9 protein-coding genes are annotated in these 12,791 nt (G+C 45.2%); 7 read left to right on the top strand and 2 right to left on the bottom strand.

Annotation, left to right across the window (positions count from 1 at the left end):
* The first annotated feature begins 51 nt into the window (after window positions 1–51).
* From GC096_RS28590 to murI, 4 genes are all read left to right on the top strand, one after another.
* Window positions 52–3,729 carry a 3-keto-alpha-glucoside-1,2-lyase-like domain-containing protein gene (locus GC096_RS28590; RefSeq protein WP_171635054.1) on the top strand — a complete coding sequence of 1,226 codons (3,678 nt, stop codon included), beginning with the start codon at window positions 52–54 and terminating at the stop codon, window positions 3,727–3,729.
* A 150-nt stretch (window positions 3,730–3,879) separates the two neighbouring features.
* Window positions 3,880–4,410 carry an ATP-dependent Clp protease proteolytic subunit gene (locus tag GC096_RS28595; RefSeq protein WP_171635056.1) on the top strand — a complete coding sequence of 177 codons (531 nt, stop codon included), beginning with the start codon at window positions 3,880–3,882 and terminating at the stop codon, window positions 4,408–4,410.
* Window positions 4,411–4,626: 216 nt separating this feature from the next.
* Complete coding sequence (locus tag GC096_RS28600; RefSeq protein WP_171635058.1) at window positions 4,627–5,397, top strand: Cof-type HAD-IIB family hydrolase; 771 nt, start codon at window positions 4,627–4,629, stop codon at window positions 5,395–5,397.
* A gap of 40 nt (window positions 5,398–5,437) precedes the next feature.
* Window positions 5,438–6,211, top strand: a complete 774-nt coding sequence (gene murI, locus GC096_RS28605; protein ID WP_171635059.1) for a glutamate racemase — start codon at window positions 5,438–5,440, stop codon at window positions 6,209–6,211.
* A 56-nt stretch (window positions 6,212–6,267) separates the two neighbouring features.
* Here the strand turns inward: murI and greA are convergent, their stop codons facing one another.
* Complete coding sequence (gene greA, locus GC096_RS28610) at window positions 6,268–6,738, bottom strand: transcription elongation factor GreA (RefSeq protein ID WP_171635061.1); 471 nt, start codon at window positions 6,736–6,738, stop codon at window positions 6,268–6,270.
* Window positions 6,739–7,040: 302 nt separating this feature from the next.
* Here greA and GC096_RS28615 point away from each other — a divergent pair, with 302 nt between their 5' ends.
* Window positions 7,041–8,792 (top strand): sensor histidine kinase, encoded by a 1,752-nt coding sequence (locus tag GC096_RS28615; RefSeq protein WP_171635063.1) that lies wholly within the window; start codon window positions 7,041–7,043, stop codon window positions 8,790–8,792.
* 54 nt (window positions 8,793–8,846) lie between these two features.
* On the opposite strand, the gene GC096_RS28620 is transcribed toward GC096_RS28615, so the two are convergent.
* Window positions 8,847–9,368, bottom strand: a complete 522-nt coding sequence (locus GC096_RS28620; protein WP_171635064.1) for a metal-dependent hydrolase — start codon at window positions 9,366–9,368, stop codon at window positions 8,847–8,849.
* Between the two features lie 227 nt (window positions 9,369–9,595).
* Between GC096_RS28620 and GC096_RS28625 the strand changes: the two genes are divergently transcribed.
* Window positions 9,596–12,301, top strand: a complete 2,706-nt coding sequence (locus tag GC096_RS28625; RefSeq protein ID WP_171635066.1) for an alpha-L-rhamnosidase — start codon at window positions 9,596–9,598, stop codon at window positions 12,299–12,301.
* 51 nt (window positions 12,302–12,352) lie between these two features.
* Window positions 12,353–12,622 (top strand): late competence development ComFB family protein, encoded by a 270-nt coding sequence (locus tag GC096_RS28630; protein ID WP_171635068.1) that lies wholly within the window; start codon window positions 12,353–12,355, stop codon window positions 12,620–12,622.
* The last annotated feature ends 169 nt before the right edge of the window (window positions 12,623–12,791 follow it).

The raw sequence follows: 12,791 nt of genomic DNA on the forward strand, positions 1-12,791 counted from the left end.
TGTAAGCGTTTACTATTGCTGATCGAGCACTCATTAGAAGGAGGACGTTAAATGCGAATACCGTGGGGTATAGGCAAAATGAATCTTAGAATCGTCTTGTTCTTATTCACTTCGTTACTGATAAGTACATGTTTTGCCCTGTCAAACAACGCACATGCGGAAACGAGTCGGGAGCAGGTTTCATTGAATGGGGTGTGGGACTTTTACCCGAATGGCGGAACGACCCGCTACGATATTACGGTTCCTTCCTATTGGGATACATCTGCTGGTTTTGGGTACCCAACATCTTGGAATACACTGAATTATGGCGTATATAAACGAAATTTCACGGTGCCTTCATCCATGACAGGGAAGGAGATCTTCCTTGACCTCGAGAATATCGGTCCGCTCTCCAAAGTATTCGTTAACGGCACGCAATTAGCAACAGAAACGGACGGATACTTGATGACGAGGTTGCCATATAAGCTGGATATCACACCTCTGGCTATTGTTGGAGGGACGAATACGTTAGAAGTACGCGTGTGGGGTTACTATGCGCTGCCAGCCGATGCCAAGGATGCGAGTGGAAAATCGCTATATCCCATTGGTGTGGATAATCAGAGTTGGGGGCAAGGGCGAGGCATTAATGATGATGTAGCCTTGGTGGCTTATCCCAAAGTATTTATTTCAGATACCTTCGTGATCACCGATTTGAAAAATAACACCTCACCTACCGACGATGAAATTACGGTGAAAACGACGGTGACGAATGCAACAGCGATCAGTCAGACTGTCACAGTGAAGAATAGTGCGCAACTTGTTGGTGGAGGAACTGAGAAGACGTTCTCAGACCAGACGGTGACTGTGGCAGCCAATAGTTCACAAACGGTGACGTGGTCATCTGTTGCCTGGACGAATGCGAAGTATTGGTGGACGCACGATCCGAAGCTTTATAATTTGAATTCGAGTCTTACTCAAGGCGCAGTCACGATCGACAGCTTGGCAACGCGGTTTGGATTTAGACAGTTTGATGTTTATACGAATTACTATCAACTGAATGGCATCAAAACGAACCTCCGCGGAGACGCGCTGCAGTTCAACTGGGCAACGGGTAGCGGGCATGGCGCAGCATATAGCTCATCGCAATCGTATGCGAATGCGAGCATTGCTGAGGTCAAACTAACCATGGATGAATGGAAGACCACCTACAACGTTGCTCGGACGCACATTCACGGTGGGATTAAGCAAGTCTACGACTATGCGGATGAAATCGGCCTACTTCTCATTGATGAGACGCCTTACTGGCAGTATCACAGTGTGCATAGTTATACGACGGATGCGATGGATCACATTACGAAATGGGTTAAACAATGGGTCAATGCGAGGAAGAATCATGCAAGTATTGTGATCTGGAGCGGTGGAAATGAAAATTGGAGTTCAACGAGCAATAATACGACCATTTTGCATCCAACCATTGAAGCAGCGATTCTATCGATTGATACCTCGAAGCCGATTATTCAGGATGATTTTACAACAACAGATCAAGAGAATCATCACTATACGGGCGGCTATCAAATCGGCTGGTTGAACAATAGCACGATGTATGGGCTGTACACGAATAATAGTACGAAGCCAAAAGGCGAAGGGGAAGCGTACACTCCTTCGGGTGGATGGCCGACCCTCAATGCGAATGGGAGTTATAACGCAACATTGGCTAAAGATATTTTGAACGATAATATCGTTTCACAAGCCGTATGGCACCGTGCGGCTGATCGGATGACGAGAGCGATGCGGTATGCGGGTTTTGCGGATATTCGCTATTATGCGAATTGGATCTATGCCTATGAGGTGACAGAGGATACGTTGTATCCAACGTGGTCGGATATGACGGCACCTGGATTGAAGCCGGTAGCGATTAGTCGGCCTGTGTTTAACGCGTATGATCCAGCGAAACCTGCTTTTATCAAGTCGGACTCGTATGAGTACACTCGCAATACGTATTCACCTGTTGCTGCTTTTGACAAGGATGGCGATAAGAATAATTTGATCGGAGTTGCACCTATCGTATTTACAGGCGGTACGGCTGCGAATCGGACCCTTATTGTCTATAACGATGAACAGCAAGACGGAACGAGCGTGGATGTGAATTGGGAAGCGGGATATTTGAATCCCGTGAATGGCACTTACACGAGTTTCCAAACGGGTACATTTAATGTCTCGGTTCCGTATGGCAACAAAGTGGAGCAAGCGATTACCTTTACGCCACCTTCAGGTGTTTCGGCTCAATGGCTGCAATTGAAATTAACAGCCAAGAAGGGAACGATAACGAAGTTTCAAGAAACGAATCAGCTTGGCGCATTGGGAAGTATCCCAGCAGCCAAAATTGACGTGCCAGCCAGTATCAACGTCGGGACGAAAAACGTAATTAACAGCTCGCAAAAGCACAAATTGAAGATCGTCAATAAAGGCGGCGGTTTGAGCACGAATTGGACCGTTAGTGGTCAAGGCGATTGGCTTGCGCTTACACAATCCTCAGGGAATTTGCGTGGGGAGCGGGAGATCTATTTTACGATTAATACGGTAGGTTTGGCACCAAATTCGAGTTACTCCAAGACCCTAACGTTCAGTGAAGCAGGTGGTTCGTCGGATACGGTTACGATTAGTTTCCAAACGGATGGTAATCCGGGCACGACGAGCACCACTTCGATCGCGCTTCTGAGTGATGATTTCGAGTCTGGATCAGCGGCAGGGTGGTCGACGACAAGTGGGACGTGGAGCGTTATCACAGATGGAACGAAGGTATATAACCAGTCGAATACGACGATTGGCGGAGCTACTGCTTTTATCGGTGACAGTACATGGCAGCATTATACTGTCTCTACGAAGCTTAAAGTGGACGCATTCGATGCGGGGAATTACGCTGGGGTTGGCGTCGTGGCACGGTATGTGGATAGTAGTAATTATTACGCATTCATGTACTATAAGCTGACGAATATGTTGAAAATCACCAAGATCTCCGCCGGTGTTGCTTCGGATGTGATTACGACACCTTTTACATTCAACACAGGCACTTGGTATGACTTCAAAGCTGTTGCGAACGGATCCACATTGGAGCTGTGGGTGAATGGGACGAAGCAGTTAACGGGCACGGACACGACGCTTACATCAGGAAAAATTGGAATGTACGCACATCGGGCAAATGCCAAATTTGATAGTGTGAACGTGGCACCTATTTTCGGCGATGATTTTGAGTCGAGTTCGGCCTCGAGCTGGGCAACGACAGGTGGCATATGGAGCGTTGTTACAGACGGAACGAAGGTGTATAACCAGTCGAATAATACAACGGCTAACGTCAGCGCATATTCGGGCTTGAGCACTTGGCAGAACTATGCGGTTGCGGCAAAAGTCAAAGCTGACAGCTTCGATGCCGGCAATCTAGCGGGTGTCGGTCTCGTCGCACGTCGCGTGGATGCGAATAATTATTATACATTTATGTACTATAAGTCTACGAATAGTTTGAAGATCCTTAAAGTCGTCGGCGGTACGCCTACCGACCTCGTCACGGTGCCATTCACGTTCACCTTGGGAACCTGGTACGACTTCAAAGCTGTGGCGAATGGCAGCACGCTAGAGTTCTGGGTGAACGGAACGAAACAGCTAACGACGACGGATACGAGTTTCACCGCGGGACAAATAGGTCTATACTCGCATCGGGCGAGCAGCAACTTTGATAATGTGAGTATGTACTAAGGGTAGCTAGGAGAGTCGCTTCACTCCGTATGGAGGTGGAGGGGCTCTTTTTTCGCCCAAAAATCTGAAAACAGCACGGAAAGAGTTACAAAGTTTCCAAACCGAGAATAGACTACTGTAATACAAGGCCATACGGACAGGAGGCATGTTATGAGTGACAGAACCCTTTATCTATTCGATGGCATCAATAAGACCTCAGTAAAACTAATTGTTGAACAAATTATCAAAATTAATCAATGGGATGACGACAAAGATAAGAAGGAAAAGGATTATAAACGCCTGCCGATCGACCTGATCATTAATAGTAACGGCGGCAGTGTATACGATGGCTTTGGTCTTATTAATGTGATCGAGAACAGTAAAACACCCGTTCACACGTATGTGTACGGACTAGCGGCAAGCATGAGTTTGCTGATCGCAGTTAGCGGGCACAAAAGGCACGCAGGACGACTGAGTACCTTCATGTACCACTCCGTTTCCACACATATTGATGGTCATTTGGAGCATTTGAAGAATCGTGTGGATGAAACGCAGAGGCTGCAGAACATCTATGATGAATGTATTTTGTCCAAAACGAATCTGCAAGCTGAGGAGTTGGCTCGTGTGAAGGAGCATCAACGGAATTGGTACATGAGTCCAGAAGAGGCGTTAACCTATGGCATCATTGATACGATCGTTTAGGCAAAGTAGGAGAGAAGCCCAAGGGATTCTCTTTTTCAAATCTAGTATTTTCATGTTTCTCATAGCAAATTGGCTGTATTTCTAGATAAACGCTCCCGTCCTAAATGGACGGAGAAGCCGTTTATTGTGTTTGTTTTTTCTGGGCATTTGGTGTTTAATTGAGAGAAAGAGACATGGGGCGGCAACAACTGCTTCGAATGCAAAGGAGAACCTACTGTGTACAAAATTGTATTTTTTGATATTGATGGCACGTTAATTAATGAGGACAAGCAGGTGCCAGAAAGCACCGTTAAGGCGATTCACGATCTGAAAAAGAGCGGGATCGAACCTGTTATTGCAACTGGACGAGCACCATATTTCATTAAGCCACTAGCAGAGTTGCTTGGCATTGATTCTTATGTATGCTTGAATGGCGGATATGCCGTCTACAAAGGTGAGCCTCTCTACCACCGCGTAATCGCTAAGAGCGCGATCGAAGCTCTAGTTGAGCTGGCTGCTACGCATCAGCATTCGCTCGTATTCGAGGGACAGCATGCATTTGCAACGGATGCGCAGGATCATCCATTTGTACATAGCTCTGTATCCTCGTTAAAAGTTGATTTACCAAGTTATGATCCGCATTTCTGGAAATCGAACGATATTTATCAAATTTTCCTGCACTGTGAAGCCAAGGATGAGCATTTGTACGAGGGCCTGCTTTCAGAGTTTAAGCTCATTCGTTGGCACGAACATGCGATGGATGTGTTGCCTGCTGGTGGTTCCAAGGCCCAAGGCATAGCGGCGATGCTAGAGTTGGTCGGCTTGAAACCGGAAGATGCGGTAGCATTCGGTGACGGTTTGAATGATATGGAGATGCTTTCCTATGTCGGATTCGGCATCGCAATGGGCAATTCGCACAAGGATTTATTGCCATACGCTGATCATGTGACTACACATGTGGATGAAGAAGGCGTACGGAACGGTCTTGTCACAGCAGGACTACTTTAAGACATTGTAAGACAGAACGCTAATAAATAGGGTGAATAGGATGAAAATTGCTTTTTTTGATTCAGGTTTAGGTGGAATCACAGTTCTGAACGAAGCCATGAAGCGAATGCCTCAGGAAGATTTTGTTTATTTTGCTGATACCGCGCATGTTCCCTATGGTATGAAATCGAAAGATGAGGTTCTAACCTTCGTCAAGCAATCCGTTGATACCATTATTCAAGAAGAAATTAAGGCGCTTGTCATCGCCTGTAATACAGCAACAAGTATCGCAATTGCAGAGTTGCGGAGAATCCATCAGATCCCTATCATTGGGATGGAGCCAGCTGTGAAGCCAGCCGTAGAGATGAATCGTTCATCAGGCAAAAGAGTGCTCGTATTCGCCACAAAGCTTACTCTTCAAGAGGCGAAATACAGAGAGCTCGTATCCCGCATCGATGATATGGGAATGGTAGATTCCGTACCGCTACCGGAGTTGGTCCAATTTTGTGAAAATCTCATGATGGATGGTCCGCAGATCGTAGATTATTTTAAGACCAAATTAGCTCCATTTGATCTAAGTACGTTTGGAACGGTTGTACTCGGGTGTACACATTATCCTTTTTATCGTGAGGTTTTGAGTCAAATCTTACCGAACCACATTCAAATTGTAGATGGAAGTAGAGGGACTGTGAATCACTTAATGCAAGTGTTGCAGGACAGCGACCAACTGCAGGGTGCGGGGAATGGGCATGTGAAATGGATGTGTTCCAGCTTAGATGACGCCTACTTACAGAAGATGGAAAAGGCGCTTGCCTTCCTTCAAACGTGTAAATAAAAAGAAGCAGTTCATAACTAGAATTTCTAGTTACGAACTGCTTTTCTTATTAGGAGCTATATGCGAATCTCTAGAAGCTCGTAGCTTATAATGCCCATGGGTGCATTCACACTAATGACATCGCCTACCGACTTATTCATGAGGGAGATGCCAAGCGGACTTTCATACGAAATTTTATTTTCGTTGACATTGGCTTCTTGCGAACCAACAATCTTGTACTCGATTTTTTCGGCGAATTCCACGTCATTCAATACAACAGTAGAACCGACTTGTACTTTGGAAGTGCCAGTATTCTTCACGACTTTTGCTTTTTTGAGCATCCGTTCAATCGTAAGGACACGTGTTTCCATGAATGACTGGTCGTTCTTGGCAGAATGATATTCGCTATTTTCCTTGAGGTCACCGTAGGAGATAGCCAATTTGATACGTTCTGCTAATTCCTTACGCTTCACTGTTTTCAGATCTTCAAGTTCAAGCTCTAAACTGCGTAAACCCTCAGGGGTCAAAATGATTTCATCATTGGACAAAAGTAAAGCACCTCGTTTCATTCGATATTAGCTATACTACTAAAGTCTATGAGACAAGTAAAGCAATCGGCATAAGGAATTATTTGTGATGATCTCAATTAGGACGATTTATTCCTCCCGCAATTTTATAATATACCCAAATAAGGTGTGAATACCTATTAATTGATAGACAACGAATTCTTCAGCTACTATACTAACATAATGTGGCAGTGATTTCTGCGCTAATTGTCGAAATTGCATCACAATTTTTTTGCGCAGAATTGTAATGTATAGCATACAAATTGAGAAAGTGTGACAACTTCATGAGAATAAACAGAAGAGTTATTTATATCACTTTTATTATTGTTATTTTGTTATTAATTACGAACAATAGCTCCTATTATTGGTATGCGAAATCCATATTAAAGCAGGAAATGTCAGAACAAATGGCAACGACAGCGAATCAAATTCGAACGTCGATTGAGCAGTCGGAAGCGGGAGCCTTCTTCGTGGAAGATATGATCGGGGAACAATTGCGAACTGCCGCTATCTTTGCCAAAACGAAGCTGAATCCCGATATCGACAAGGTAACGAACGAAGAACTTGTTCCCCTTGCTGAAAAGGCTGATGTGGACGGGTTTTCACTCATGAAGCGAACTGGCATTGGCGATGATATCATGGTTGGTAAATCGTCCGACCCCAAAGAACTAACACTTACAAGCACAAGTTCATTTGGATATTGGTTTACCGCTTTTGACCAGCTGCTGAAAAACCACAATGTAACGATTCCAGAGGGACAAAAGCTCCCTAATTTCTGGGCGGGGATTTATGAAGTACCTGCTTCAGGCACGAGCGATGTTAGTAAATTTGGCTATTATTACGATGGGGAAACGAATTATATCATTTGTGTGTTTGTGAATGCTGATAAGATTAAGAAGTTCAAGGATATTATTGGTGCGGATACGATTGTCAAAAAAACACTGACATCCAATCCGGATATTATAGAAATTTCCGGATTAAACGGGATCACATTCGGTACGAAGCCGAAGGAATATACGAGACCGAATGGCATTATGTATGTTTCCATGTATGACCGTCCTCTGCTATTTGGTACACAGAATATCATTCATGTGAATGATTTCACGAATTTCAAACGTGCTATCCAGGACGAAAAGCCAGTAAGTGTGGTTGAAAGCTATGAGGGAAAACCGATTCTGAAGACATTTGTGTATGTGCCAATTAAAGAGAGAATAACAGATGTTCAGCGAGAAATACCTTATGTGATCACCATTGTTTCGGACTACCAGTCCATACAGAAGACGTTGAATGACCAACTTATTCGTGTTGCTCTGATCATTGTTTTGTTTACCTTGTTCAGTTGTATTCTTGTATTCCTCGTATTCCGATTCAATACGAAGTCGCGTGAAACAGCCGTTCAGTCCACACAAGAAATGTATATTCAAAATGTAGACCTCATGTTTGCGACGATTCGCAGTCAACGACATGATTTCCTGAATCATGTACAAACCCTATACGCCTTATTGGCCAATGGAAAAAAAGAGGATCAACTGCGTTACATGGAGGAATTGATTGAGGAAATTAATGAAGTCAATGATATTATTCGAATTGGGCAGCCAGCTATCGCTGCATTGATTCAATCGAAAATAACGCTAGCGATGCGAACCAAAGTCTCTTTTAGCTATGAATTTACAGGTCTGGATGGGTTATCTCTTGGTGTGAAATCGGTCGATCTCGTGAAAATTATCGGGAATCTCATTGATAATGCCTTTGATGAAGCGAATAAATTCCCAGCAGAAGAGCGAGAGGTGTCTGTGAAAGGGTGGAAGGAATTGAACGATGTGAAGATTTCTGTGAAGAATCGGGTGAATCCATCGTTTCATCTGGAAGACGACACGGATTTGTTCGCGATCGGCTATAGCACCAAGTTAGAAGGTGGACATCAAGGGCTCGGCTTGCCAGTGGTTAAGGAACGTGTTGAGTATTATCGGGGAACGATTGAAGTTAAAGTGGAAGAAGGCTTTATTTGTTTTCAACTATCGATTCCCATGCAATAGCAGAAATGAGAAAAATCGCGATTTGGTCAGCCAAATCAGCGATTTTTTTTGGTCTCATTTTGTAAATGAATAAGGCAGATAAGGCAATACATAGTTCCAAAATGGAAGTACTAGACAGACAACGAGTAAAACCCAACGGAATACCGTTTCACTCGCGGAGCCGGTGTCGATTGCAATCCATTTGGGGAGCAGTCGGATTCTGAACGTTATTGGCCAGAAAAGCTGGACACCACGATCATTAAGTAGGTCGATTAAGGGATGTGAAGCATACGAAAGGATGAATACCCAGAAATATAATGGCGGCAGAGGTAAGCATATCATCGCGAGCAGCGCCATGAAAAGTAGAGAATGCGTCAATGTTCGATGTTTGATTTTCAAAACATGAAGCAAGGCAGATAAAGGGAAGAGAACCTTGGCCATGGTGGAACCTGGTTTATCTACATCGGCTAAGGTGCCCGCCAAACAACCGAGTAATAAAGAACCTGCAGCATCCCATGTGAAGAAACTGATGTCGCCTTGAATGAGTACAATTTCGGCTGCAATCATTCCAGCGACACTGTGTGTTTTTTGTAGCATAATAAGCGCCTTCCTATTCATGAGTTCATATAACTTTATACTATTCGATTTATACATGGAAATTAAGGGTATCGCAATACAAAATAGATATTGTCGTGTTTCACCTATATAAATGTCTGGATACACCTTATAAACAAGATGAGGGATGCTCTACAATAAGTCGTAAAGGTGCAATAAATAAGGAAGTACATCTAACACGCTGCCCGTGTATCTAGGAGGAAAAACACATGAGTTCCATTCGTATTTCAGCTTTGTTTTGTGAATATCAAGTTAATCCAATCGGATTGGATACTGCTGGGCCACGCTTTACTTGGCAGCTCGAAGCTGACACTAACGCTACTGTGCAATCAGCCTATCAGATTCAGGTAAGTACGCATCCAGATGATTTCGAACCAGCGAGCTTGGTATGGGATACGGATCGTATCGCTTCAGAGCAATCTGTGCTTGTTGCCTATGCAGGACTTGAGCTGCAGCCGCGGACTCGATATTTCTATCGCGTGAAGATATGGAATCAATCCGGTTTGGCTTCGCCATGGAGTGAAATCGCTTTCTGGGAGATGGGACAGCTTCAAGCAACGGATTGGCAAGCGGAATGGATTACGCCAGATCCTACACATATTGACGCCGATGCAGAAGAAGCCTACTACCTTCGGAAAACCTTCCGTGTAAGTGGAGAGATTCGCAAGGCGACGATTTATGCGACAAGTCATGGGGTGTATGAACTAGAACTCAATGGTTCGCGGGTTGGTGATTGGGAGTTGACGCCAGGCTGGACCAGCTATAACCATCGTTTGCAGGTTCAGAGTTACGATGTCACGAACAGTCTGATGTCAGGGACGGAGCACACCGTTGGCGCGGTATTGGCGAACGGTTGGTTCAAAGGAAATTTGGCCTGGACGCATCAGCGGAATGTTTTTGGAAGCGTAAGGGCGCTGCTCATGCAGATGCATATAGTTTATGAGGATGGAACAGAAGAGATCGTGGTCAGCGATTCCTCTTGGCGAACGTCACTTGGACCCGTCCGTATGTCAGAGCTTTATCACGGTGAAACCTTCGATGCTGGTTTGGAGCTTACGGGTTGGAGTCTGCCGAGTTATAATGACCAAGATTGGGCTCCAAGTATTGAACTCGGCTATGGTAAGGAAACTTTGGTTATGCAAGAGAATGAACCCTCTCGCGTGACGGAACAGCTGAAGCCAATCGCTGTCATTGAGACCCCGTTAGGGGAGACTGTGCTTGATTATGGTCAAAATATGGTAGGGAAAATAGAGATGCGATTTACGCTGCCCGCGGGTACACGCATCGAACTGCTGCACGCAGAAGTGCTTGATGCACAAGGCAATTTCTATATTGGCAATCTGAGATCGGCGAAGCAATTGGTTACCTACGTGTGCAGTGGACAGGGCGAAGAGTCGTATGCGCCGCATTTCTCTTTCCAAGGCTTCCGTTATGTCAAAGTTATGGGATGGCCACAGGACGTTGCATTCGATGCTGCCAGTTTTACGGGGCTGGTTATTCACACCGACATGGTAGCGAAGGGGACATTTGAATGTTCTCACGAACTTCTCAATCAACTGCAGCGAAATATTGTGTGGGGTCAACGGGGGAATTTCCTTGATGTGCCGACGGATTGTCCGCAGCGTGATGAGAGGCTGGGCTGGACAGGGGATGCGCAGGTGTTTATTCGCACAGCAGCCTTCAACTATGATGTGGCCCTCTTCTTCAGTAAGTGGCTGCGTGATTTGAAAGCAGATCAGCGTGAGGATGGAGGCGTGCCATTCGTGATTCCGCAAGTCCTGAGAGAAAACGAGCATTCTTCTTCAGCTTGGGGAGATGCGGCGGTGATCTGCCCGTGGACGCTCTATCAGGTATATGGGGACCAGCGTGTGCTAGAAGAGCAGTATGACAGTATGAAAGGTTGGATTACTTATATCCGCCAGCAGGGTGAGAATGAATACTTGTGGCAAACCGGCTTCCACTTCGGTGATTGGCTTGGACTCGACGCCAAAGAGGGCAGTTATGTCGGGGCAACACCCAAAGATCTAATCGCAACTTGCTTCTATGCGTATTCGACTTCGCTTTTTGTCAAAACAGCGGAAGTTCTGGGACGCGAAGCGGATGTCGCTGAATTCACAGCGCTCTATGAGCGCATTGTGGATGCTTTCACTGCGGAGTTTGTGACACCAAGCGGAAGACTAGCAGCACATACGCAAACTGCTCATGTGCTTCCGCTAATGTTCGGTCTTGTGAAGGGAAGCGTTCGGGAACGCTTAGCAGCGACCCTTGTCGAGTATGTCAAAGAGCAAAAATATCATCTGACGACGGGCTTTGTCGGCACACCGTATTTATGTCATGTGCTCTCGGAAAATGGCTATCATGATGTGGCCGTCAAGCTTGTTATGCAAGAGGACTATCCGTCTTGGCTGTACCCGATTCATCAAGGGGCTACCACGATTTGGGAGCACTGGGATGGCATCAAACCAGATGGTAGTTTCTGGAGCGATAATATGAATTCCTATAATCATTATGCTTATGGATCCATTGGCGACTGGTTATATCGCAGAGTAGCAGGCTTGGATTCTGATGACTCGCAGCCAGGTTACAAACGCATGAGCTTCCGACCTCGGCCAGATTCTGGCCTATCGTATGCCAAAGCATCTCTCATCACGAATTACGGGGAGGTTCGAAGTGAATGGACTATCGAAGAGGACGGTGTTATCAGGTATACGTTCCAGCTCCCGCCAAACACTAGCGGAGAGGTCATTTTAACTAAATCGACTCTTTCGGAATTGACATGTCATGGTCAAAAAATAGATACAGTTCCAGGCATTCAAAGTGTTCGGGAAGTTGAAGGCGATGTAAGGATTGAGCTTGGCTCAGGAATCTATCAATTTCAAGTACAGCGTACAAACTCCTTATCTTTGTCATTCTAAGTTTATCGAGTATAATAGACTTAACGAAGGTTCTTAGAGGGAGAGTTACAGATGGCTGTCATCAACGCAATGGAAACCGTGGTTAAGCAGTTGTTCGAAGAATTCCGGAAGAACTATGAATTGAAGTGTGATTGTGGAACGTGTCAAGAAGATATATTGGCAATCGCGCTGAACAAGCTTCCGCCACGTTATACTTCCAGTGAGAAGGGACATCTATTTGTAAAAGGTGAATTTACGAATCAACAATTGCGTTCAGATGTCATGCGAGAATTAATGGAAGCATCGAGCATTGTTGAGCATCATCAACATCATCGTGAGTAAATGCAAGATAGGTATACGCCGCTATCTCCGTTCAGACGGAGGTGGCGGCGTTTTTGATTGTGGGCGGATGCGCAGCGAACTGTCCCTATACCCCATCTGAACACGTGTGCTTTTCGCCTAAAGTTGATTTAGTCCGATATTTCCAAATTAAAACGAAGATTGCTTGTGA

The organism is Paenibacillus plantarum (assembly GCF_013141695.1).
GTDB lineage: Bacteria > Bacillota > Bacilli > Paenibacillales > NBRC-103111 > Paenibacillus_E > Paenibacillus_E plantarum.

What these genes read in the sequence shown, in the direction of transcription:
- GC096_RS28590 (WP_171635054.1), top strand. Translation starts at nt 52, where the DNA reads ATGCGAATACCGTGGGGTATAGGCAAAATGAATCTTAGAATCGTCTTG.
- GC096_RS28595 (WP_171635056.1), top strand. Translation starts at nt 3,880, where the DNA reads ATGAGTGACAGAACCCTTTATCTATTCGATGGCATCAATAAGACCTCA.
- murI (WP_171635059.1), top strand. Translation starts at nt 5,438, where the DNA reads ATGAAAATTGCTTTTTTTGATTCAGGTTTAGGTGGAATCACAGTTCTG.
- GC096_RS28615 (WP_171635063.1), top strand. Translation starts at nt 7,041, where the DNA reads ATGAGAATAAACAGAAGAGTTATTTATATCACTTTTATTATTGTTATT.
- GC096_RS28620 (WP_171635064.1), bottom strand. Translation starts at nt 9,368, where the DNA reads ATGCTACAAAAAACACACAGTGTCGCTGGAATGATTGCAGCCGAAATT.
- GC096_RS28625 (WP_171635066.1), top strand. Translation starts at nt 9,596, where the DNA reads ATGAGTTCCATTCGTATTTCAGCTTTGTTTTGTGAATATCAAGTTAAT.
- GC096_RS28630 (WP_171635068.1), top strand. Translation starts at nt 12,353, where the DNA reads ATGGCTGTCATCAACGCAATGGAAACCGTGGTTAAGCAGTTGTTCGAA.